This is a genomic window from Fibrella aestuarina BUZ 2 (assembly GCF_000331105.1).
GTDB classification, from domain to species: Bacteria; Bacteroidota; Bacteroidia; order Cytophagales; family Spirosomataceae; genus Fibrella; species Fibrella aestuarina.
The window spans coordinates 4073756-4097446 of the sequence record NC_020054.1; the positions used below are offsets into that span (position 1 = coordinate 4073756).

The 23691-nt window shown below is 59.8% G+C and carries 15 protein-coding genes; 4 read left to right on the forward strand and 11 right to left on the reverse strand.

From position 1 onward, the window contains the following. Positions 1–40: 40 nt before the first annotated feature. From FAES_RS16665 to FAES_RS16705, 9 genes are all read right to left on the reverse strand, one after another. Positions 41–3961, reverse strand: a complete 3921-nt coding sequence (locus tag FAES_RS16665) for a hypothetical protein (protein ID WP_041258004.1) — start codon at positions 3959–3961, stop codon at positions 41–43. Between the two features lie 4 nt (positions 3962–3965). After that, positions 3966–7922: a hypothetical protein gene (locus FAES_RS16670; protein ID WP_015332405.1), complete on the reverse strand. Its 3957-nt coding sequence runs from the start codon at positions 7920–7922 to the stop codon at positions 3966–3968. Between the two features lie 2 nt (positions 7923–7924). Continuing rightward, complete coding sequence (locus tag FAES_RS16675; protein WP_015332406.1) at positions 7925–8521, reverse strand: hypothetical protein; 597 nt, start codon at positions 8519–8521, stop codon at positions 7925–7927. A 2-nt stretch (positions 8522–8523) separates the two neighbouring features. Next, on the reverse strand, positions 8524–9231 hold the full coding sequence (locus tag FAES_RS16680; protein WP_015332407.1) for a hypothetical protein: 708 nt from the start codon (positions 9229–9231) through the stop codon (positions 8524–8526). Then, a complete protein-coding gene (locus tag FAES_RS16685; RefSeq protein ID WP_015332408.1) occupies positions 9210–9764 on the reverse strand; it encodes a hypothetical protein in 555 nt (184 codons plus the stop codon). The genes FAES_RS16680 and FAES_RS16685 overlap by 22 nt, the downstream gene beginning before the upstream one ends. Positions 9765–9767: 3 nt before the next feature. Further along, complete coding sequence (locus tag FAES_RS16690) at positions 9768–10583, reverse strand: hypothetical protein (RefSeq protein WP_015332409.1); 816 nt, start codon at positions 10581–10583, stop codon at positions 9768–9770. A 5-nt stretch (positions 10584–10588) separates the two neighbouring features. Continuing rightward, positions 10589–13033, reverse strand: coding sequence for a hypothetical protein (locus FAES_RS16695; protein WP_015332410.1), 2445 nt, complete (start codon positions 13031–13033; stop codon positions 10589–10591). A 112-nt stretch (positions 13034–13145) separates the two neighbouring features. Continuing rightward, positions 13146–13829 (reverse strand): helix-turn-helix domain-containing protein, encoded by a 684-nt coding sequence (locus FAES_RS16700; protein WP_015332411.1) that lies wholly within the window; start codon positions 13827–13829, stop codon positions 13146–13148. 2 nt (positions 13830–13831) lie between these two features. Continuing rightward, entirely contained in the window at positions 13832–15205 is a 1374-nt protein-coding gene (locus tag FAES_RS16705; protein ID WP_015332412.1) for a site-specific integrase, read from the reverse strand. Between the two features lie 209 nt (positions 15206–15414). Here FAES_RS16705 and hemF point away from each other — a divergent pair, with 209 nt between their 5' ends. Next, positions 15415–16332 carry an oxygen-dependent coproporphyrinogen oxidase gene (hemF, locus tag FAES_RS16710; protein ID WP_015332413.1) on the forward strand — a complete coding sequence of 306 codons (918 nt, stop codon included), beginning with the start codon at positions 15415–15417 and terminating at the stop codon, positions 16330–16332. Between the two features lies 1 nt (position 16333). Here hemF and FAES_RS16715 read toward each other — a convergent pair whose 3' ends face one another. Together FAES_RS16715 and menC are read right to left on the reverse strand one after the other, a co-directional pair. Next, positions 16334–18007, reverse strand: a complete 1674-nt coding sequence (locus FAES_RS16715) for a M1 family metallopeptidase (RefSeq protein WP_015332414.1) — start codon at positions 18005–18007, stop codon at positions 16334–16336. 36 nt (positions 18008–18043) lie between these two features. Then, positions 18044–19132, reverse strand: a complete 1089-nt coding sequence (menC, locus tag FAES_RS16720) for an o-succinylbenzoate synthase (protein ID WP_015332415.1) — start codon at positions 19130–19132, stop codon at positions 18044–18046. A 104-nt stretch (positions 19133–19236) separates the two neighbouring features. On the opposite strand from menC, the gene lpxK reads away from it, so the two are divergent. The 3 genes from lpxK to FAES_RS16735 all read left to right on the forward strand — a co-directional run bounded on the left by lpxK (position 19237) and on the right by FAES_RS16735 (position 23686). Next, positions 19237–20280: a tetraacyldisaccharide 4'-kinase gene (gene lpxK / locus FAES_RS16725; RefSeq protein ID WP_015332416.1), complete on the forward strand. Its 1044-nt coding sequence runs from the start codon at positions 19237–19239 to the stop codon at positions 20278–20280. A gap of 107 nt (positions 20281–20387) precedes the next feature. Beyond that, a complete protein-coding gene (locus FAES_RS16730) occupies positions 20388–22499 on the forward strand; it encodes a putative porin (RefSeq protein ID WP_015332417.1) in 2112 nt (703 codons plus the stop codon). 20 nt (positions 22500–22519) lie between these two features. Continuing rightward, positions 22520–23686, forward strand: coding sequence for a transglutaminase domain-containing protein (locus FAES_RS16735; RefSeq protein WP_015332418.1), 1167 nt, complete (start codon positions 22520–22522; stop codon positions 23684–23686). The last annotated feature ends 5 nt before the right edge of the window (positions 23687–23691 follow it).

Below are 23691 nucleotides of genomic sequence, written 5' to 3' on the forward strand. Positions count from 1 at the left end.
CGATTTTAGTGCAAAATAGTACAATTATACTTTTTTGTGACTACGAAACAGCCGTGCCGGAGGTCAGTAGCCCCGCGCGCTTGCGGTAATAATCCCGCATAGCAGCCATTGAATCTGCTGCCTGTTGTTGCTGGGTTAGCTGGTTCTGGGCGATCTGGTCATAGAGGGGCTGGTTCTGGGCCAGCACGCTCCGGTTCTCGGCATTCTGCAACGTGCGGGCGATGAGCTGCTGGCCTGCCGCCTGCTCGGCGATGCCGTCAGGCTGCTGGTTAGCTTCCATCGCTGCCGTTTGGGCGGCTACACTGCCAAAGCGGCTAAAATTCTGCGCCCGGCGGGCTGCATCCAGGCCCAACAGGTTCTGGGTCGCGTTGTTACGCTGCGCCCCCAGATTAGCCAGCCCCGCCAGTACCGTACCCGACGAGGCACCCCCACCCACGGCATTGGTCAGCGTCGTGACGCCCTGTCGATAATTGCTGGCCAGGGCGTTGTTGGCCACCGACCGTTCTGTTGGCGTCAGGCCTTGGTCTTTTTGAGCGGTAACTTCCTCCGTGTAGGTTTTCCAGGCGGAGTCACCCGAGGGTTTTTCTATGGGCCTGGTCGCCAGCAGTATGCCCGCACCTAGCCGACCGACATCTTTCAACGTATTGACCAAACCGGCTGAATTCGAGGCGGCTGTCGTGGAAGCAGCGTCCCCTGTGGCCGCCGCCGGAGGCGCGGTTGCGGCCGCTTGAACCGCAGGTGCAGGCATCGTCGTAGGCTTGCCCCCACCGATGGGCCCGAGCAGACTAGCCTGCGGCCGGGGTTTGGGGGCGTACTTATCCTCGATCGATTTCCACAGCTGCGCGCCAAACTCGCCGATAGCCCCACCAACGGCGGGAGTGGTTGCCGCCGGTTTAGTTACGGGCGGGGCAGCCGGAGCCGTCGATCGGGCCGCAGGACGACCGGTGCCGCTGCCACCGCGTGGCCCGGCGGTATTACTGCCCGCCGACGATGTGGGAGCGGACAGTAACGGGGGCCGCGTGGCCGCAGCGGGAGCCGTGACGGGCGTGAGTGTTTTGGGGTCGGTCGGCGTGACGGTCTGCGGCCCCCAGCTACGCAGGGAAACGACCTTACCGTAGTCGGGATGGTCTTTTTTGCGGCCATACTGGTCCATACCCAACGCAATCGCGTTCTGACGGGCTTTGTTGGAACCCGGACTGGTCGCGTACTGCGCATCACCCACAAAACTGTTAACGGCCTTTTCGGCGTCGAGCAGGGCGTTACTGTTGGCGGCGGCAGGCGTCGAGTAGAATGTAGTATACCCTTCGTTCAACTGGTTGCGCAGGCCATTGATTTTAGCCAACGTCGCTTTCTGGTCGAAATCGAGGGGTGCCTTTTCGCCTGGCTTTGCCAGACGAATATCGGCCTCATATCGGTCCAGTTTAGCAAGGGCAGCCGCTTTGCGCTTGGCCAATTCACTGTTGACCGGATCGGGCCCGGCGAAACCACCCGTAGCGAAGTAACGCGGAATGGTTTTTTTACGGGGCTCGTCGGCAACGGTATAGTTAGTAGCCGCTTCGGCAGGAATGGTCAACGCGGGCCGGTTTGCCGGGGGCGTAATGGTCCGAATCGGCTCGACCGTTTCCAGCGTTGGCGTGTAGGCCAGCGGCGTCGATGCAGGCAAAGTAGCCGCGCGCGCCTGCGCGGTTTGAGCGTACTCGGTATTGACCCCGCGAATACCGTCAACCGCCAGTGGTTTGCCGTTGGCGCCAACGTACCCGGCGGCGTTGAGGCGGCGTTGCAGATCGGCCACAGCCGGATCGAACCGGGGCGCTGGCTTCTGGCTTGACGCGGGCCGGGCGGGCGTCGGTATGGCGCCCCCCGTGAGCGGCTTGCCAATCGTTTCGGCGGGCTGGGGTACGTCCAGCAACCGGGCCCGGCGCTCGGCCCGGCGCTGCGCGGTTTGATCGGCCGCGATATTGCCACCAGGCCCAACCGATCCGGCAACATCGCGCGCTTCGCGGGCATCACGAAGCGCTGCGTTGCGGTCATCCCAGCGGGCATACATCGCACTCAGGTTGAGGCGATCGTTGCGCTCGGCCCGGCGCTGGCTCACCAATGGGGGCAGCTCAGAGTGGCGCGTAACCGTATTGACGCCTTCCCGATCGTCGGGCGTAAAGGTGTAGACGCCATCAGTGCCTTTCGTTGCGGTCATCACCGACGGGGTGAGCAGCCCGCTGCGCTTTTTAAAATACTCTGACGCCCGGTACCGGCGCAGTTGATCGGTCACGCTGGCCGCCCCACCGTTTTTGAACGCGACCGTATCGGCTGCCGCCTCGGCTGGAATGGGTTGGGCACTCAGTTGCTCGTGGAGCAGGTGACCCAGCGCGTTTACTTTGCTCGTTGTGGGAATGTCTTTCTGCATAATGTCGCCTGCAATCAGGCTGCGTTTTTGATTGAGCACGTACTCACCAACGCGCATGTGGCCGTATACCCGCTTGCCGTCGGGCGTCAGAATGGGCAGATCTTCCGAATGATCGTTATCGGCGTAAAGCGTGTAGCTGGTGGGTTTGGGGGCTACCCCCGCTACACGGCCGTATCGATATGGCAGCACAGGCCCACCCTCTTTGAAGGTGTTATTGAGCGAATCGAAGACATTTTGTTTGGTAGTCACCCGCTTTAGGTCCTGAAAGGCTTCGTGCGCGCGGCGGTTGGTGGCCCCAATGCCCAGGCCACCCAACAGATTGGCACCCATCCAGGCCAACCGCTTGAATGGTTTGTCTGGGGTCTGCCCCACGGCCTGCCGCATCTGCATCAGCCGCGCGTGCTGTTCGGTGGGCGAGGACAGGTAGGACAATGTATCGTAGGGTCGGCCCTGAACGCGCAACTCGGGATTGGTGCGTTCGTTGAGCAGCTTCATGGTCTGCTGCATGGCTGGGTTCGCGTCGAGCACCCCCTGTAACTGGTGGGTTGACTCATGAGTCGCCAGTGACGGCATGTTGCGGGCGGAGCCTGCCCCGGTCGACACGTACGCCTGCCCAACGCCACCCATACCGACGTAGATGCCCAGGGCATTGGCTCCGCCCATGACCGATTTCATACCCTCGGGGGTTTCGATCGACACCGGGTTGAGCAGCTTGGCCGCTTCTGGATACCCCTTTGCCGTCGCCCAATTTCGGACAAACTGCGTTCCTTTTTCCGCTTGCCGCACGTACGGCACATTGGCGCCTGGTGCCCGATCAGGATGCGCCCGATTGAACGCGATTTCCTGATCGGCCAGCCGATCGGCTACGTCCCAGTCGACGCGATCCGTAGCCGCCGCTGGAGCCCGTTCGGCCAACCTTTTGGCTCGATCGTTAAGGCGCTGCAGCCCAACGACCGAGTGCGCCAGCGGCGCTAGTACCGGCCCGCCCTCTTTGAAGGTGAACAACTGGGTGTTTTTGGGCCGCTTGGTCCCAAACAGACGCTCCTCCTGCTGCCAGATGGGTACGTTCGGATTGGGCAACGACTGACTTGGCTCGCCCGGTGGAGGCGGCAAAATAGACGGTGCCAGCGCCGCCTTGTTGACCGTCGGCGTAAAGCCGGGGGTTGGCGCTACGGCGGGTGTTGAACTGGGTGATTTAAGGCTACCCGCCAGGTTGCTGGCCAGCCCACCAACCATGCTGCCGATCTGCGTCAGTCCCATCTGCTTGCCCGCGGTTAGCTCGGCCTGATCGGCGCTGTCAGTACCGCGCATGCCATCGGTCGCCAGCGCAGTCAACCCCTGGGCTCCAAGTTTGCCCACTTCCTTACCGATGGCCGCGCCAGTGGGGCCACCCAGCAACGCGCCGCCCACGGCTCCCACGATGGGCAGCCCCGTGGCCACTACGTCACCCATCAGTGTGGATTTGCCAAACCGGTTCACCAGCAGATTACCCCGCGTCGCAAAGCTCGGTGGTCGAAAGTAGGCGGACGGTGGCACTTGATTGTCGAATAAAGCCATGGTATTAGTCGAAGTAGGTGGTGATCGACAGCAGATCCAGACTGACAGGATCGGCGTCATTGGAAAACGTCAGGGTTACCAGCAGGTAGCCATCGCGCAGGGGTTGTTTGAGGCCGTTCCAGTCCCATTCGTGGAGCGGCACCATCAGCCCGCCATCTTCGTAAAAGCAGCGCTCGTCGATCGGCGGGGTCAGCTCGTGTTGAAAAGCCGCCTCGGGCCGTGACGTCCGAAGCGAAACGTGCACCAGCTGGCGGGCAGCCGCCTGCGGCATATTCAGCTTCAGGGTGTTGAAGGTCATCATGCGGCCTGGTGCGACCACGGCCGTCAGCACCGTGGGCTGCGGTTGGCCGTACCAGGTGCCGGGGCTACCCTGATTGTGCACCCAGAGCGTTGCCGACTCCTCTTGCACCGACAGCAGCGCGCCGCCCCGGTTCAAATACCGCCGGGGTGCAATCGGGTACTGGCCCATAATCGCCCCCAGCCGGGTTTGGTACACCCACGTCTGGGGCTGACCACCCGGCCGGTTAAACGTCAACAGCACTTCGCCAGTGCTGGCATCAGCCCCAGCGCGGCAGTCGTAGCCCGGCTGGCCAAAGGGGGCCGTCAGCAGGGGCGCCGAAATCGCTTTGATGCTGTCGTCGATGTTTTCCCGGATCGACAGCGGATCGATGCCACCCGCCAGCCGGTGCAACACCCCGCGCCGGGCATCCCAGGCCCCCACCTGACCGCCCACCTTCCACACCGACAACGGGTGCTGGGTGCCAAACTCACGGCTCAGGGGAATCTCTTTGCGGAACACCGCGCCGCTGTCGGTCTGCACGGTGCCATCGGCACCCGACTGAAACTGCGCGACCTCCAGGGGAATAAGGCACGTACCCGCCTGCTGGTAGCAGATCAGGCCCGAGCCCTCCGCCCGGATCAGCTCGACGATGCCACCTAGCCTGCCGTCGACGCGGCCCATGTCGCCCACCAGATGCTGCCGCCAGGCATCCCAGCGCGAAGAATCCGACCGTTTTGGGGTCCACACAAAGCCCGCCGGATCGTCGGTGATCTCGATCAGATCACTCGGTCTGGGCGCGTAGGGCACCAGCCCCGTGGTCACCAGCAGCGTACGGTTGTAGTTGGGATCGTCGGGCTGGTAGGGCCGCAGACCGTTGGCGGTCTGCGGCTTGATGTTGTCGCAGTCGGCGATTTCGGGCCGCACGGCGTTGCGGGCGAACGAGCGGCCAGGCATCAACATAAGGTTGTACTTGGTTTCAATGGGCACGATGTGTCCCACCGAATAGTCGTTCTTCGAGCAATCGCCGGAGGCAAAGGGGAAAATGCGCAGAAAATCCCACAGCTGTACGTGCCCGTCCCCACCCCACAATTCGACGTCGTTGTAGACGTAATGCGTCACCCGGCCCAACGTACCCCGCCGCTTTTCGGCCTGTTCCAGCCAGGTAGGCGTCAGCGGCTGAAAATGCCCGATGCTTTCGTAGGGTAGGCCGGGTACGTCGTTTTCGCCCGTAGCCGTGGGCAGGCTAGCCACCTGCTCGTAGTTCGCTAGCCGGAAGCTGAACGGCTTATCGGAATTGCCTTGCTCATCGACAACGGGGCAGGCATCGACGGCTTTCCAATCCAGCGCGCGCAAAAGTAGCGAACCCCGACGGATCAGGCCGTGCACGATCACCGGCGCGAAGATATTGGGGCTCAGCTGCGGATGCACCGCCGTCTCAAACATCAGGTTCTGATCCGTCTTATCCCACTCTTTGTAGGTATCGACGAATTGGCGGTCGAGTAGCAGCCCACCCGACAACCGGGTGGTGTCGCCCAGCCGCGGGCGTCCGTTTTTAGCCAGCACCTCCAGGCGGGCGTAGCGCCGGGTCTCGTAGCTTTTGGCGTACCCATGCGTAGTCACCCCGTTGATTGCCGGTGCCAGGCCAACATAGATAGCGCCGGTCGGCTGGCTGACGATGCCCACGTGCCGCAGCACATCGCCCGATGTAATTCCCCGGAACGTACCCTCGATGAGCAGATCGGGGGAGTGGTAGGTGAAAATATTGGGTTGGGAAAAGGTTCTATTGTACGCGCCCCGATCGCCCTCGCAGGGCGTATCGATTGGGTACTTAAACCGGTCCGGCAGCTCACTTTGCGTTTTAAAGTTGTTGCCTCGGGGCAGCGGAAACGTCAGAAAATCGGTCCGGTTGTCGTTGCGCTTGTTGCCGGTTTCGCAATAGTCCGTGCGACAGACGGGCACCACGATCCCCTGATGCAGCAGCCGGGGTTGGCGCGGCCGACGCACGAGCATGAAGCCAGACACGCGCAGGTTACCCGCAGCGTCGTAGAGCTGATCCGTGGGCAGCGCCAGGCCTGACACGTTGAGGCCCATAATGCGGGGCTGCGGGAAGGGGTAAACCGACAGCTCACCCGTCAGCCGGTAGTAATCCTCCTCACCATTGGGCCCGGCATCCGCCTGATTGGGAAATGTATAGGCTGGGATCGGCTGCACGTACATGGGTTGCCCCTGCCGGTCCAGCAGCAGAACGCCAAACTCGTAGGTTTCTCCCCGGAAATACGACCCGTGCAGGTATTCCCAGACCTGCCCTTTGTCGTTGGCGTAATCGTCGGTGATGGTATAGGTTTCGGCCACCGAGCCAAATAGGCGGCGCGTAATGCCCATCGTGCTGACGGGCGTCGAGGTGAGCGGGTTGCCATCATCGCGCCCCGAAATAAGGTTGGTCAGCGCGTCAAAGGTGCTGTTGCCCTGGATGTCGGCCCCCACCGTTTTCAACTCGGGCGTCAGGCTGACCGTCGACACATCCATCTGCAGGGTCGGGGCCAGCCGCAGCCCCCCCTCCACGAGCCGGTCGGCTTCAGTACTTAACGTACCCACGCGCTCGAGGACCAGGTTGCGGGCCAGTAGATCGCTAACCGTCAGCTCCTCGCCTTCCAACTGGGTGATGTTCACCCGCAGGCGATTGCCAAAGGCGTCACCCGTGGCCTGTACCTGCTGGGCGATATCGATGGCAGGCAGCGCGATGATCTTACTGGGTTTGCCCAGGGTGTCGTAGTAGAGCGCCACCACGCGCACCTTCGCCCAGCGCGTATCGACGCCCCGCAGTTCCAGGGCAAGGCCTTCTCGGGTGAGCACGCCCGAGGCGCCCATCGTGCGGTTGTGAAAATTACTACGCAGACTGATTTGCCGGACCGGGTCGGCATCGTCAAGCGGGAACTCGGTCACAAACAGCCGCTGCGTAATGTAGGGGATAGCCGAGCGAACGCCTTCAGGGTGTTCGTAATACACCCCAAACTGATAACACCCCGACAGTAGCCGACCACTGATGCGGCCTAGCGGCTTGATCAGCGGCGGCACCATGTCGGGCCGATCACAAAAGCCATGCACGGAAAAATAAGCCGGGTAATACCCGTCGGGCTGCAGCGTGGGTACGTTGCGGATGTTCAGCACAGACTTAATACCCCGGCGCGTGGTCCAGTACACCCGCTCGACCAGCTCGTTGGCGTACACGGTTTCCAGCCGGGGCGTGTCGTCGAGGGCAAAACCCAGTCGCATATGGGTCGCATCGGCGGGCGTGCGGCGGCGGTAGGCCTCACCCGGCACGTGCGGATCAAAGGCGTCGTCGTAGAGCACCGTATAGGCACCTGCCGCGACGCTATCGCCCTGCGGCTCGTCGAAGGCCCACAGCCCGATCTGCGAGCGGCTACCCGTCGTGGTTAGCAGCACCGTACCCAGCCGGGTATCGATATGGGCCAGGTAACGCTGACCACCCGACAGTTGCAGCACGGCTCTCGTGCCGGGCAGGTTGACGATGGTACCGCCTTTGCCCAGCGTGGGGTCATCCACGTCGGGGTTCACCACGATACGGCCATTCGACAGCGTACGGTAGGTGCCTGTCGGCTGGCGGTGGGCATCGACGTCCTGATGCAGCCCCCGCTCGAAGGTTTGCGTGAGTTGTGGCATGGTTATTCGTGATAGCCGATGTAGCGGCGGATGGTCCGGTCGGCGGCTTCGCCTCTGGGCGTCAGGGCGGCGCGCGCGCGACCGATCCAAGTGTCGGCGCTGCGTTGCAGGCTGCTGCGTTCACCGAAGCGGGGGTGTTGCGGCTGGGTGCCCAGCACTTCGGCCAGACACAGGTCGTAGGCCGCTGGAAAGCAGGCCTCGGGTATCAGCGCCTGCTCGTCGGCATCGGTCTGGAGCCGGTAGCCGCGCACGTAGAGGGCCGCGCCAGTGAAATACGGGAAGGTAACGCCGTAGGGATCACGCTGCATCGTCAGCACGTGCAGGGGCCCCAGCTGATCGGTCGGCCCCTCGACCGCCGTCCAGTCGGCGCCGTTAAGCGACGCGTCGGTAATGGTCAGAATTGAATCGGCCAGTTCAATACGCCGGTTGGTGGGCAGGTTGACGGGCTCCACGAAGCGCACGCCCACCCGCTCGTAACCGATCCGGCGCCACAGGCGGGTACGTAACGTGTTGATCACCCGCACGCGGAAGGCCTGCACGTCGCCGACCGACACGTCCTGTTGCAGCTGATCGAGTAAATCGTCGATCGTATAAGTCATGGCTAGGGTTTGTTGAGGGCGTTTTCAGTGCCGTTATTGATTTGGTCTTTGCGTTGAAAGGTGGCCACCGCACCCCCTTTGAGCCGGATTTCAGCCCGCTCGACCATCACCGCCCGGTCGTCCAGCCCGATGGGCATGGGCCACAGCCAACGCAGCGGATCATTGATGTCGGCCTCGACGCCCCCGGTGAACGGGTTGGCCGGGACGCCACTGACGATCACCTGCGACACGGCCAGCGTGCGGGGGCCGTGAAAGATTTCCAGGTACGGCCCCACGTGCACGTAGGCGCCGCGCCGGGTGAGTTTAGCGGTGCGCTCCAGGGAGGCTACCGTTCCAGCCGGCACGAAGGAGGTACTGCCCACCAGCACACCCGTGATGTAGGAAGTGCCGCCCCGGTTGGCGTAGGTACCGATCGTTGCGCGGCGGCGATGCAGCTGCTGGGAGGGCGTCATGGTCGGCTCATCAACGCGGCTCAGCGTCACCGTGCGGGTAACGATGCGCTGGGGATCGGCCGCCAGATTATTGCGAAACTCCAGCGCATCGCCGCTTTTTCGAATAAACGCGTACTGCTCGATGAGCAGATCCTCAATTTCCCGAATGCCGATCGTGGCGTCGTCGGTAACCGCTCCACCATAGACGTTCTGCTGCACCCGCATGGCCAGCGCGCGCAGCGAGTCGGGATGCACACTTAGGCTGTCAGATTGTTCCATATCATGTCGAGCGAAATCATCCCCCCCGTACCCAGCGCCCGAACTAACTCCGTTTCCTGTTCGGCCAGGTCTTTAGTGAGGTCTTTGAGGTACTTGTTGAGGTCGGTTTTACTTTTGATATTCTTGGTAATTTCGTCCGGTTTATTGGCGTCGAGCTTGATGGCCGTCAGCGTCTGGTTACAGGAAATGATTTCCTCGGTTAAGCTCAGCCAGCGTTCCAGACTCGGCATTTGCAGGAAGCTGTAGAGTTCCTTGGCGGCCTCGGGAAACAGCTTATCGGTGTAGAGTTTGGTAGGGTAGGTTGCCCGCCCACTCGCTTGTTTGTTGATGCCCCGTTGCCGCAGGGTGTCGATCACCTGTTCGTCGCGGTCGGCATCCGCCGTGAGGTGGCGCAGCAGCAGGGGATGGGAAAACCAGGCCACGTAGTGTAGCCCGGCATCCCCCCAGCGGTTATAGATTGATTGCAGGGCTGGCTTTTGCAACACCACGTCGGTGACGAAGGAAAAGCCAGCCTCGGGATCAAAAATGACCATGCCTTATTCGGATTTTGGCGCAGCAGGCGCCCGACGACGCGATGATTTTGCGGGCGGTGCCTGCGTACCCCCATCACCCTGACTGCCATCACCCTGACTGCCATCACCTTGGTTGCCGTCGCCCTGGCTGCTGTCACCGCCCTCTTCGACACCCTGGCCGTTGTTGACTTGGTCACTATCGCCCTGTGCACCGTCCTGCTGTGCACCGTCCTGCTGGCTATCATCGGCCGATTTATTATCACCCGCGCCTTCATTTCCCGCCTCAGCGTCGTCAGCCGAACCGCCCACCGGTGGAACTATCGGATCGGGGACCGCTTGCCCGGTCTTATCATCCGTTGAGTCGCCAGTAGTGGGCGAATTGGATTCAGCCCCCTCAGTTTTAGCATCGGTGACCAGTGACTGATCCCACTCTTTGTAGCCTTGTTGGCTGGCCGTCATTACCTCGCCATCGGGCGTTGTGGGCGGGAGCTGATCAGACGGCGTAGACTCCTCTCCTATCATCGGCGAACCAGACCTTACACCTACAATACCACTTGTCTTGGCGTCATACAGCGCCTGAAGGGTTTCATCGACGGGCGGCTCGGTGGCATCCTTCCAGCTGACCATGTAATAGTCGTCCAGACCCTCCACGGGCGTCAGCGTGTACTTACCGTCTTCTTCCAACAGGGTTTTATTCGCCGCTGAGACGCGCACCATGCCGCCCAGCGATAGGTCGCCACCGTCAGCTGCCTGTTCGATGGCCGCCAGGATGGTCTTTAACTCCAGCCGCTCAGGGCTATACGTGGTGGCCAGTTGCTTGGCCTCATGCGCAGTAAACATATCAATTAGGATTTATTGGTTGACTCGTTTTCGTGTTCGCGCTTGTAGTCCAGCTCCATTTCTTTGAGCTTGAGTTCTTTGCGCTCGTTGATCTCGGCAACGGCTTTGTCGCCTTCGTTCTTCTTCTCCTGAAGCGCCAAATCGAACTGCTGCTTTTCGCGCTGCTGTTGCAACTGGATCTCGGCCGTTTTCTGACCCGCTGCGGCTTCGTCGGCCTTACGCTGCTGCTGCTGCTGGTTGATCTGCCGCAGCTTGGCCAGCCCCTCGGTGGGGTTATCTTCCACCTGAATGGTCATCAGCGCCTCGTATTCTTCGGCGGACGCACTGGCAGCCATAATTTTGACCATTTCGGTCAACAGTTGCTTTTTGTCGGCCAGCGACTTACCCGATTGCAGGTAGATCCCAAAGTCAGCCAGGCTTAGACTGGTCGTCAATCGAAGTACCTGCTGCTCACGTTCCGACAACCGCACCACCATATCGGCGTCTTTGGCGTACAGAAACTTGAGGATATCGGCCGCCGTCTGCAGGACCTGGGTCATCAGGTCGTTGTGCTCCATGTTGAAATCGACGTTCAGCAGCTGCTGCCCGGCCAGATTCATCTGCTGTTTGGTGGCCGACTGGTAGGGGTTACCCGCTCCCTGCACGTCGGCGCCGTTGCCGACCCGCACCTCGTAGCCCTGCTTAATGGTCCGAATCATCATGAACAGATCGGCGATCTGCTTCAGGTCATTCGACACTTTCACTGTCGTCAGGTGTTTGAGCGCGGCGGGGTTGTTGCGTTCGTACTCGCTCGAATCAATGCGGACGACGCCCGACTGCTTGATGTTGTAGAGGTAGGTGATCGGATCATGCCCGTGCACGTCGTCGACAATCAGTGCCTCCTCGTAGCCCATGCCCGCGACAAACTGGTTGATCTTCTGGTGCAGGATGTTCACCTTGACGGCATCCTCTTCCCCCAGTTTGACCATCGACTTATCGTAAGACACCCGCAGGGCGATCGGCCAGTTGATGCGGTCCCGCTCGGAGGTGTCAGTAGCCCAGTCGGGTTGGTGCTCATATGGCCCGATGTCGAAAAAGTCGGCGTGGCCCACGCGCAGAAACGTCCACAACTCGGGTTTACCGTAGGTCATCACCAGCCCACCCGCGCCTTTGTCTTTGTCGGCCAGCGGCGAGAAGTCAATCGAATGACTGATGTTGGCGCGGTTGACGCGCCAGGCCTCGATTTCGCGTTTGGTGGGGCGGCTCCGCTGCCCGTTCTCCACCTTATGCACCAGAAACCGTTTCTCGCGCAGCATGGTAAAGTAGTTGCGTTGCACCAGCATCTGCCGCTGCAGGCGATTGCCCATGTAGTACGCCGGATAAAACAGGTTGTTCATCCAGTTGTATTGCATGGGCACGGCCGAACCATCCGGGGTCCACAGCGCCGAATAACCCTGCTCGGTAAAGTACGAGGCGTGCGGGTCGTAGTAGGGTAAACCGTACTTACGGGTGTTTTCCAGCGACTCGAAAAAGGAAAAGACGCCCTTCAGTCCCGTTCCCGGTTTGGTGAAATAGGTGGTGCCGTAGCGATTGAACAGCTCCGAGAGCGTCATGTAGTCGTTCACCTGGCAGGCAAACACGCTCGGGTCGTGCAGCGTCTCGATCGGTCGCCCACCCGACAGCCACCGCACCTGGTTGGGGTGCACCGGCTCAGCCACCAGTTCGGTTCCTTTGCGCACGTCCAGGTGGACGGCCTGGGCATTCAGATCAAATTTGTGGCCCAGCGTGGCGCGCACCATCCGGCGAAACGAGGGCTGAAACGTCAGGTGCTTGAGCAGCTTGGTCATGATGCCCTCCACCTGCTCGACACCTGTCGCATAAGCCAGCCAGTCGTCGGGGGCTTTGGGTACCTTAATCTTGGGGTTGATCAGCGCGCGGGCGGCCCCGTCCCCTTCACTGGCCATCTGCCCAAAAAGCGCCTGTGTCAGCATGGCCGCGCCACGATCGGCATCGTCGAGAATCGACTGCTTGGCGAAGGCCTGGCTAATGTTGCTGGCCGAAAACTCAATGGGCTGCCCGATGATCTGGGCGATAAGCGTCTTTTTGGCTTCCTCGAAAAAATGATTGTCCTTCAGGGGTAGCACCGGCCCCTGCCCAAACAACAACAGCATGGGGTCGTAATCATCCCTACGCAGTTTTCCGGCGGCAACCTCACTCTGATAGGGCTTGTTGGGATTGTGTGACCCGTAGAGCGGATGCGGATTGAGCAGCATCACGTCGGATAACTGCTGGCAATGCCGAATCAACTCAGCCGGTTTTTTAGCAAACGCATCGCGCCAGGTCAGCACCGGCTGGTTCAGTACGTGGCTGGTGTAACTGGTAATGGCACCGTAGACCGGGGCGGGTACCCCCGACTGCCCCAGCAGCGCGCTGCGGTAATTTTCTTCGTGTTGCTGGAGTAGCGTTTGCATGGAAAGCAGCACCCCATAGGGGTGAACTACTCAAAGCTATCCGCTCCACAGCTTGCGCGGTACGAGACTACAGACACGACGACGAAAAGAACAGCCGCTACGGCGCAACCCGTTACAGGGTGGGGCCACTGATGCCCAGCGGCGCGTCGATGCGGTACGTTTGGTACACGTAGGGTCGCTGCAGCTTGCGTACCGACTGACGCCCCGTTGCCGTTTCCAGTACCAGATACTCCTGCACGATCTTTTCCAGCCAGCCAATCTCGAAACCTTCGGCCGTGCGGACCACCAGCAAGGCGCCCAGCGGCGGCAATTCGTCCTCGGTTACCAGCCGGGTAATCAGCAGCGTGTCGGCCAGCAAACGCGGGGGCGGTACCGAGCCCAGCACAAAGCCCACGTGCTCGTCGTTCAGCAGCGGATGCACGTAGTAGGTAAACCCCTGCCGACCCCGACTGGCGTGAAAAGTGGCCAGGCTGTCGGGCAGCACCAGCTTCAGGTTACCGCGCTTGGCTTCCGTAGGGTTGGTTTTCGCGCGCTGTACGCTGGTGAAGTGCGGCCCCTGGTTGTGGAGAATGTACGCCCGTGAGGCGCCCAGGTGCTTCACGTACAGATCCACCGTCAGCCGGCCGATGGGCACCCGGCCGTTTTCCAGCGACGATATGAGCGTTTGTCGGCCCGAGGCGGCGTAACCGAACAGTTCGCCCAGCTCGTGCTGCTTAAGGTCTTTTTCCCGCCGCAGCTGCCGGAGCCGCATACCGATTTCTTTGAGTTGTTCAGGGGTAAACTTATACTCGACCATGGTCAGGGTTGGGGGGTTAATAGCAGGTGATCAATGGCATCGTCGAGTTCCGAATCCCCAAACGGTGCGAAATAGGTGTTGGTCTGTTCTTCGGTGGCGTGATCCATCAGGTCGGAAATCAGCGAGCCCGCCACTTTCTTTTTGCGGAGCGTGGTGGCCATCGTGTGCCGAAATACGTAGAATGTGAAGTCTTCAGGATCGATGCCTACCGCATCGGCGATCGTTTTCAGGTTCACGTTGATGCGGTCGGAGGTGTCTTTGCGCCGGGTTTCGATCTGCTTGGGCGTTTTGTGGGTGTGCCGGTTGAGGATAAACGAAAACACGTACTGCTCGTCATCCCATTTGCCCACAGGTCGGTAGCGGTCAATGATCGCCCGCGCTGGCGGCAGCAGCTTAAGCCGGAACTTGCCTTTCGTCTTGCGGCGGGTGTAGTGCACCCGCACGACCCCATCCTGATCGGGGCGGATGTCGCGCCAGCGCAGGTGAATGAGGTCCACGAAGTTGATGCCCGCCACGTAGTAGGAGAACAGCGCCAGGTCCTTGGCGTACTGAAGCCAGACGACCTGGTGGGCATTCTTCATCTTCCAGTAATCGCCGTCGGCCTGTTTAGTGTGGGTGCCCACGGGTACGTACCCAATGAAGGCTTCCAGCTGTTCGACTGATATGGCGCGCGGCTCGGTGTCGGCCGAGAATTTGGCGATGGAGAACCGGTGCTTCTCCCCGGCCCGTTCCGTGAAGGGGTACGCCGACGCGTCGTACTGTTTTTCAGCAATGGCCAGGTTAAGCAGTTTTCGCAGCGAGGAGAAGCGCTGGCGCATGGTGTTTTCACTCAGGCCTTCCTTCCGCATCCAGGTTTCCAGCCGGTTTAAAAACCGCACGTCGACCCAGGACAGCGGCACGTCGATGTTATCCAGAAACACGGCCAGCCGGTTGCGTAGTTGTTGGTAGACGCCCGCCGTGCCGATGCGCCCCGCCTCGCGGAGTTCAGCGACGACCTGATCGATAAACGGCAACAGCATCACCGTTGGCCCCGTGCTGCTGCCCCGCTGCTGATTGGCTTCCGCCAGCACGTCCTCGGCCGTGTGAGGCCCTTTGAGTTGCAGGGTTTTGGCGGCGGCTTTGTAGCGTTTTTCCCAGTTGTCGATTTCGGTCAGCAGCTCGTCGCGCTCCGCGTCGGGCAGCGTGCGCCGAATCGTGGCGCGCTTGTCGTCCCAGTGCTTGGCGGGCAGCGACAGGCCCGTGGCCACGTACTTGGAGCGGCGGTTCTTGGTGACCCGGACCATAAACGGGTGGCTCCCATCAGCCAGCGTCTTTTGCGTATAGTAGATTACGTTGACCGTGGCAAGCCCTTCTTTATGTGCGGTGGTACGCGACATGAATAACGACGGTGGTTTAAACAAGTCGGCCGTTTGATGCCTGACGATGTCGAAGCGTACCGGCCATAAACCTGTATATTTGTGCGAAAATAGAACATTTGACCGGAGTTATCGGCCAATGACGACTAGAACCCCCGTTACTGCAAGGCATGGTGGTTCGAGTCCACTCGTGGTCACAAAAGGCTCCCAGTTCGGGGGCCTTTTCTGTTATGGAGCAACCAACACGCGACCAGATTACAACGTACCTGCAGGGGTTACAGGATCGAATTTGCCAGGCGCTGGAAGCCGCCGACGGTACCGGGCGCTTTCGGGAAGACCAATGGCAACGGCCCGGTGGTGGCGGTGGCCGGTCGCGCACGCTGTCGGAGGGCACGGTCATCGAAAAGGGCGGCGTAGGCTTTTCGGCCGTTCACGGCGAGGCCTCAGCAGCCACGTTGCGCCAGTTGAACCTGACCGATCAGCCCACCGACGCCCCACCCACTTTTTATGCAACGGGCGTATCGATTGTGCTGCATCCCCGCAACCCGCGCGTGCCGATCATCCACATGAACATCCGGTATTTCGAGATGAGCACGGGGCAGTACTGGTTTGGGGGCGGTATTGACCTGACGCCGCACTACGTAGTGCCCGACGATGCACGCTGGTTTCATGAGCAACTCAAAACCGTTTGCGACCACCATAATCCGGCCTACTACCCCAAATTCAAAACCTGGGCCGACGATTATTTTTTTATCCCCCACCGGCAGGAAACGCGGGGCATCGGCGGCATCTTCTTCGATTACCTGACCGAAACGGATACGACGAATAAAGCGGAGCTAATGGCGTTCTGGCAGGGCGTAGGCGAGGCCTTTGCGCCCATTTACACCCACTTCATGCAGCAGAACCGCGATCTGCCCTACACCGAGCGTGAGCAACGCTGGCAGGGATTGCGCCGGGGCCGGTACGTGGAATTCAACCTGGTTTGGGACCGGGGCACCAAATTTGGCCTCGAAACCAACGGCCGTACCGAGTCGATCCTGATGAGCATGCCGCCGATGGCCAACTGGATCTACGACTACCAGCCCGAACCCGATTCGCCCGAAGCCGACACCCTCGCCTGGCTGCGGAAGGGCGTCGACTGGGTGTGATTTACAGGCCGCGCACGATTACGTAATAATCGGCGTCGACGGTGACGGCTTTGACGTCGGGTTGTTTGAGTGTCTGCCAGGTCGTGGTGGGCGTCAGTAGCCGGCGGGGGCCGGTTTCATTCAGGCAAAGGCGCACGGGCATGGTGAAGCCCGCAGGGCAATTCGCCCAGCGGTAGGCCACCCCGTCCTTGCTAAGCTTGTATTCGAGCACGGGAATGCGGGTATCGAGCAGGTACTGGTTGAACAGCGGTTGCAGCGGCAGGCCCGTTTGCTTGATCAGGTACGTCTCGATCTGCTGCGTCGTAACGGTCTGATGGTAAAACGTCTTGTTGAGCCCGCGCAAAATCTGCCGCCATTTTTCGTCGTTGGCCACCCACTGCCGGATCATGTGGAGCATGTTGGAGCCTTTGTAATACATGTCGCCGGAGCCTTCGTGGTTGACGTTATAGGTGCCAATGATGGGCCGGTCGTTCATGATGCGGGCCCGCGTGCCGATTACGTACTGCGCCCCGGCGTTTTTGCCGTAGAGCGATTCCACAAACAGGCATTCCGAATAGGCCGTGAAGCTCTCGTGAATCCACATGTCGGCGATGTCTTTGTAGGTAATGTTGTTGGCAAACCACTCGTGCCCCGACTCGTGGATGATGATAAAGTCGAATTTCAGCCCCCAGCCCGTACCCGACAGGTCATTGCCGAGGTAGCCGTTCCGAAACCGGTTGCCGTAGGTCACCGAGCTCTGGTGTTCCATGCCTAGGTAGGGCGTCTGCACCAGTTTGTAGCCGTCTTCGTAGAACGGATACGGACCAAACCAATGCTCAAACACATGCAACATGGTTTTGGCCTGCCGAAACTGCTGCCGCGCCGCCTGCTCGAAAGCGGGCAACACATAGAACGACAGCGGCAATACGCCCTTTTCACCCCGCAGCGTGTCGGTCCAGCTTACGTACCGGGCGATGTTCAGGTTGACGCCGTAGTTGTTGATGGGATTGACCACCGCCCACTCAAACGTACGGGTGCTGTCGGCGTTATCGATCACGCGGCGGAGTTTACCGTTCGACACGTCCATGTAGGGCCGGGGCACAGTCGCGCTGATGAGCATGGAATCGGGCTCGTCGGCCATGTGGTCTTTGCAGGGCCACCAGGCCGAGGCCCCCAGCCCCTGGCACGAGGTGGCAATGAACCAGTCTTTGTTGGCGTCGCGCGCCCAGGTGAAGCCACCGTCCCAGGGCGGGCGTTTAGCCACGATCGGCTTACCATCGTATTCCACGGTCACGGTTTCGGTCTGCCCGGGCTGCTGTTTTTTCAGCAGCGTCACAAAGTGCGCGTTGCCCTCCGACCGCACCGCGAGTTCCTGCCCGTCCTGCGTGGCCCGAACCAGCCGCATCGGCCGCTGAAGGTCGATCTGAAGCACCTGCGCGGCCTTCAGCACCTTGTACTGGATGTCGTTGCGCCCGCTGATGGTGCTGTCGGTGGTGTTGACACGTACCTGAAGGTGATAATGGCGCAGATCCCACCAGGTACGTTCGGGTGTGAGCGTACCGCGCAGCGTATCGGCGCGGGTAAAGCCACCCGCCCCCGGCAGCAGATCGCCCGATTGGGCCTGTGCCGACAGGGCAAGCAACGTACCCGCCAGGCAGGCCAAACTGGTTTTGAAACGAGAAGAAAGCGTTGTCATAGGCGTTAAACAAGAAAGCCGCAACCCGGTGCGGCTTTACAGACTGATTCCATTCAGGTGCCAGGAAACAGCGGGATCATACCGGAGCGTGCCGTGATCGATCCGTAGCGGGCTGTCGATGTTGTTATGATAAAGCTGCCCCGTACCCAGGCCCTGCGGCATGAGGTTCTTGAACTGGGCCGCATACTGGGCAATGGCGTTGAGGCCGATGTTCGATTCCAGCGCCGAGGTGATCCACCAGCCGATGCTGAGGCGATTGGCCAGTTCGATCCATTCGTCGCAGTGCCGCAGGCCGCCCAGCAACGTCGGTTTCAGAATGACGTATTGCGGCTGAATTTTCTTCAGCAGCCGAAATTTGTCGACGTATTCCATGTGGCCGATCAACTCTTCGTCGAGGGCGATGGGCACGGGCGTGTGGCGGCATAGCTCGGCCATCAGCTCGTGCTGACCGGGTTTGATGGGTTGTTCGATCGAATGCAGTCCGTATTGGGCCAGCCGTTCCAGCTTGGTCATCGCCTCGTCGGGCCGGAACGCGCCGTTGGCATCCACCCGCAGCGTAATCTGCTCGGGACTGTAGCGTTCGCGGATATAACCGAGCAGCGCACATTCCTGATCGAAGTCGATCGCCCCGATTTTGAGCTTGATGGTGGTATAGCCCGCTGCCAGCTTCTGGTCGATCTGCGCGCGCATGGCCTCGTGGGAGCCCATCCAGACCAGTCCGTTGATCGGAATGGCCCGCCGACCGTGTACGAATTCGTTCTCGCGGATGAACCGTTTCCCCCCCGACAAAAAGTCGTGCATGGCCGTTTCAAACCCAAACAGAATACTCGGATACTGCTGGCTGATGAGCTGATTCAGCACGATGGGTACGTTCCAGTCAAACAACTGAAGATCAAGCTGATTGAAGTAGGAACAGTAGTCGGCCAGGCGGGCCTCAAAGTCGGGCTGATCGTCGAGACTAAGGCCTTTCAGGGGACCGCACTCGCCATAGCCAACCACGTCGGGTTGGTCGGTATCGACCAGTCGAAGGAAGTAGGAGTCTTTCTGGGTAAGCGTCCCCCGCGAGGTGCCGGCCTCGAACGTGAAGTGCAGGGTATATTTCAGGTAGCTGACCTGGAGACTCATTGGGACGAGGGTGGGCGTAGAAATAAGGGACGGTTAAAACTACTACTTTTGGCCCATCAGCAAAAACATGTTACGAAATTATTACCTAAAGCGTTACATCCTGATTGGTATTAAAACCCCTTTCCTCGCTCTACGGAGGCCTTCTTGACCTTCGCAATTCGCTCTACGACGCGGGTTGGCTGGCTAGTTTCACACCCTCACAATGCTGCCTTTCCGTTGGGAACCTGACGGTCGGCGGAACGGGCAAAACGCCGGCCGTCACGTACCTGCTACGGTACCTCTTAAACGTCGATCCGGCCCTGACGGGTGAGTTAGCTACGCTCAGTCGAGGCTACGGTCGAAAAACGCGCGGTTTTCGGCTCGCCACCCCCACCGATACCGCCGAGACGCTGGGCGACGAACCCCTGCAACTGTACCAGACATTTGGCGATCAAGTTACAGTCGTCGTGGATGAGCGCCGATCCAACGCGTTGCAACACCTCGCCGCCGAGCAGCCCGCCATCGGCACGGTGGTGCTCGACGACGCCTTTCAGCACCGGGCGGTGCGCCCCCACCTGAATCTGCTGCTGATGGATTACAACCGCCCTTTTTATCGGGACGAGCCGTTCCCGGGTGGGCGGCTGCGCGAACGGCGACACGGTGCGCGCCGCGCCGACGCCGTGATCGTGACCAAATGCCCCCACGACCCCACGCCCACCGAACGGGCCGACATGACGGCCCAGATCCGGCGCTATGCCCGGCCGGCCGTGCCCGTCTGGTTTGCGGGCCTGCGCTACGACACACCCCGCCGGTTTGGCACGCAGGCGCCGCACGAACCTAACGCGCCGGTGTTGCTGGTGTCGGGCCTGGCCGATGCCCGCCCACTCGAGCAGTATGTGCGCGACACCTGGGGGCTGGTGCTGCACGTTGCCTACGGCGATCACCACCCCTACACCCGCGCCGACGTCGACCAACTGCTGGGTACGTTGCCGACGGGCCATACCCTGCTGACCACCGAAAAAGACCGGGTGAAACTGGCGGCGCTCCTGACACCCGACGAGCTAGCCGCCCGACCACTAGCCTACCTGCCCGTTGCGATGCAGTTCTGGCAGGAAGCCGACGCCACGGCTCTGGCCAGCTTAGTACTGGGTACGCTTAAAAATCGTTAACTAGTCACCACACTACCGCCGCTGTAGTCGTTTGGTTTACCTTTGCAGGCTCAGCGTCGTAAGCTCAGCTTGCTCGTTGAGCTTGCCGACTCCAGGTGTCCCTTTTCATGCGTTATCGTTTTCTCGTCCTTTTTTTCCTGCTTGGCTGGTTCACCAACCTGCAGGCTCAACAAACCGGTTTCCCGACGACGGGCACCCAAACGGGCAATGGCTTTCCCGGCACGGGGGGCACCTTTCCGGGTGGTGGCGCCGGCCGACCCGGCGGGCAGGGGCCGGGCGTGGGCATCGACGACTCGACGAAGGTGATCTACGGCCCCAAAACGACCCGGTTTTTTCTGGAGAGTGATGTCTTCAACAACCGCAAAACGCTGTACCTGACCGATACGGCGCTGGTGGGTGTGCATCAGTTTGAGTTTACTCAACGCAATAAAAACCTGCTGACCGACCTCGGTAACCTGGGTACACCCCTACGGCCCGTTTATTACAACACGCCCACGCAGATCGGCGCGCAGCAGGGCTATTATGTGTTTTCGCCCTTCGGCTACCAGACCGATCAGGTACGTTACTATGACACTAAATCGCCGTTTACCGATCTGTATCTGGTGTTGGGCGGGCGCAACCAGAACATCCTGAACTTCGACTTTAACCAGAACATCACACCCCGGCTCAATGCGGGCTTCGCCATTCAGCGCTTCACCTCGGAGCGGCAGTTTGGCTTGCCGGGCAGCACCTCGCAGACCCAGCGCCTGCTGGCGCAGAACTGGGGGGTACTGCTGCACGGCAACTACCGGACAGCCGACGACCGCTATGTGCTGCTGGCACACCTGAATCACATGAACCACAGCCTCCCGGAGCAGGGCGGCAACATCCCCAACAGTCCGCTGCCCGGCCAGGATAGCATCACGATTGATTACGAAGGGCAAGCCAAACTAGCCGCAACACTGGGTTGGGAACGGCGCACGGCCATTCATCTCTACCATCAATACGCCCCGGCGCAGGGTATTCAGTTCTTTCACAAACTAGACTACCTCACCCGCATCAACAACTACCGCGACGACGCCGTCGTGGAGAATCAGAACTTTTCCCGCTTTTACGATACCCGTTCCGTTGGCGGGGATGGTAGCGCGTTTATCCGGGCTCGGTTTGGCGACAGCACCCGCATTCAGCAGGATGTCTACTGGCAGTCGATCGACAACACGTTTGGCGTGAAGGGCATCTTTACCCGCCGGGGCGCCGCCTACAACTACCGGGTCTATTACCGCCCCCGGTATTACAGTCAGCAGGGTGATTATAATGTGCTCTCGACTACACTCGTCACCGGAACCGGTTCGGAAACCGCCGTGGGCAACACGCCATCGCTGCAACGCTACGACACGCGCAACAGCTTCGAGAACTACATCGGTGGCTGGGTCGGCTATTATTTTCCCGACAGCCTCTCGCGCCTAACGGCGGAAGGCGAGTTTCTGGTGGCCGACATCGGCTCGACCAACACGGGTGCGTTCCGGCTCAACGGGCAGTTGGAAAGCAAGTATTTCACGGTGGGGTTTACGTCGGTGCAGGCCGCGCCGCCGCTAATCGCCCAGCGGTTCATCAGCAACGTGCAGAGCCTTACCTGGACCAACACGGCCAACCAGTTCCAACGTACCCAGCACGCCTACGGGCAACTGACTGTGCGTACTAAAAACTGGCTCGTCACGCCCGGCGCCGATTTCTGGCTTATCGACAACTACGTGTATTTCGACCGGCAGGCCCGACCGGCGCAGTCAGGGGCGTTTACTATGTTGCGGCTCGGGCTGGGGGCTACCTACACCCGTTCGCGTTTTCAGGCCAGTGCGCAGTCGTATTACACGCTCAACGCGGGTGACGACGTGCTGCGGGTGCCGACGTTCTTTTTCAACGGCCGCATCCAGTACGATTTCATTTACGCCAAGGTGCTGCACATCCAGACGGGTGTCCAGCTTCATTACAAGTCGGCCTATTATGGCAACGCCTACAACCCCGTTACGCAGCAGTACTATTTGCAGGAGGGACAACTCGTGGAAGGCGCGCTGCTCGCCGATGTCTTTGCCAACATGCGCGTGAACCGGGTCCGTTTCTTCGTGAAACTAAACCACGCCAATCAGGGTATTCTTAGCCCGTCCGGCTATTTCGTGGCCCCCGGCTTCCTGCAACTCCAACGCGGCTTCGGCTTCGGCGTCGACTGGCTGCTGTTTGATTAAGGCGCTTAACTATCCTGCCGATGAAACGTCCGTTTTCTCCTCTGTTGCTCATCAGCCTGCTCGCTTGTCTATGGTCAAACGCCCGTGCCGAAAAGAGAGGTGCGTCAACCAGGTTAGCCTGCACTTATCAAAACAGTAGGCCAGTAACTATCAGCGAACTAGATAGTTTAGCGCGGGCTATTAAGATGACTTACAAAGATGACGCAAGTCGCCTCAAGGCTGCTTATGTATGGGTAACATCGACGATCAGCTATGATGTTGACAAACTATATTCAGTACAGTTCACGAAAAAAGAAGATCAAGAAACGATTACTGCCATTACGTTGGCCACTAAACGGGGGGTCTGTTCAGATTACGTAGCTGTACTTCGGGCAATCGCCGATCGATTGGGTTTGACATCGCATGAAGTAGTCGGCTACACCCGACAGCATGATCAACTTGATTATGTGCCACACGCCTGGTGCGTCATTCAGGTAAACAGCGTGTGGCAACTTTTTGACCCTACCTGGGATGCAGGCCACGTTCAAAACAATCGCTTCTATCAGCGTCCCTCACTGACGTTTTTTGCCTGTAATCCTCAGGTCTTTCTCCAAACGCACATGCCGTTTGATCCGATCTGGCAATTGCTGAGCACCCCCATGAGCTACAGCTTCTTTGACAATGCCAAACCCACGCCAATACCAACTCAGAAACCCGTTGATTACAACCAATTTATCATTGCGTATAGTAAACTTGACTCACTGGATCAATTGATTACCACCACGGACCGAATTCGCAGCCAATCGCCTTTAAATTCGATCGTTGCTCATTATCTGTCTATTGCCGAATTCAATATCGTCCAGCTGAACCACGCTAAGATTTCTCAGTCGTCTGTCTACTTTAATGAGGCGGTCAACCATTATAACCTATTTATATCGTTCCTGAATAAACAGTTTAAACCGACGCTTCCTGATAGTACACTCGACGCAATGCTCAAACGGCCGATTCAACTGTGCAGACAGGCAAGGGAAGGCCTCGCTGGAATTAAACGGCCGACAAACGAAGTGGCTGCCAACCAAAAGGAACTCGTTAAAGCGATTGATGGCCTCGACATTAACCTCCGTAAGTATGATGCCTGGTTGGCAGTTTATTTAACAAAAAGTAAAATCGGCCGGGTAATCTGGTTTACGAAACTCTCTGCCGATTAATCAAT

Excerpts from the sequence above, each read along its gene's own strand:
- FAES_RS16690 (WP_015332409.1), bottom strand. The coding sequence starts at position 10,583 with ATGTTTACTGCGCATGAGGCCAAGCAACTGGCCACCACGTATAGCCCT.
- hemF (WP_015332413.1), top strand. The coding sequence starts at position 15,415 with ATGGAGCAACCAACACGCGACCAGATTACAACGTACCTGCAGGGGTTA.
- FAES_RS16670 (WP_015332405.1), bottom strand. The coding sequence starts at position 7,922 with ATGCCACAACTCACGCAAACCTTCGAGCGGGGGCTGCATCAGGACGTC.
- FAES_RS16735 (WP_015332418.1), top strand. The coding sequence starts at position 22,520 with ATGAAACGTCCGTTTTCTCCTCTGTTGCTCATCAGCCTGCTCGCTTGT.
- FAES_RS16700 (WP_015332411.1), bottom strand. The coding sequence starts at position 13,829 with ATGGTCGAGTATAAGTTTACCCCTGAACAACTCAAAGAAATCGGTATG.
- menC (WP_015332415.1), bottom strand. The coding sequence starts at position 19,132 with ATGAGTCTCCAGGTCAGCTACCTGAAATATACCCTGCACTTCACGTTC.
- FAES_RS16680 (WP_015332407.1), bottom strand. The coding sequence starts at position 9,231 with ATGGAACAATCTGACAGCCTAAGTGTGCATCCCGACTCGCTGCGCGCG.
- FAES_RS16730 (WP_015332417.1), top strand. The coding sequence starts at position 20,388 with ATGCGTTATCGTTTTCTCGTCCTTTTTTTCCTGCTTGGCTGGTTCACC.
- FAES_RS16675 (WP_015332406.1), bottom strand. The coding sequence starts at position 8,521 with ATGACTTATACGATCGACGATTTACTCGATCAGCTGCAACAGGACGTG.
- FAES_RS16685 (WP_015332408.1), bottom strand. The coding sequence starts at position 9,764 with ATGGTCATTTTTGATCCCGAGGCTGGCTTTTCCTTCGTCACCGACGTG.
- FAES_RS16665 (WP_041258004.1), bottom strand. The coding sequence starts at position 3,961 with ATGGCTTTATTCGACAATCAAGTGCCACCGTCCGCCTACTTTCGACCA.
- FAES_RS16715 (WP_015332414.1), bottom strand. The coding sequence starts at position 18,007 with ATGACAACGCTTTCTTCTCGTTTCAAAACCAGTTTGGCCTGCCTGGCG.
- FAES_RS16695 (WP_015332410.1), bottom strand. The coding sequence starts at position 13,033 with ATGCAAACGCTACTCCAGCAACACGAAGAAAATTACCGCAGCGCGCTG.
- FAES_RS16705 (WP_015332412.1), bottom strand. The coding sequence starts at position 15,205 with ATGTCGCGTACCACCGCACATAAAGAAGGGCTTGCCACGGTCAACGTA.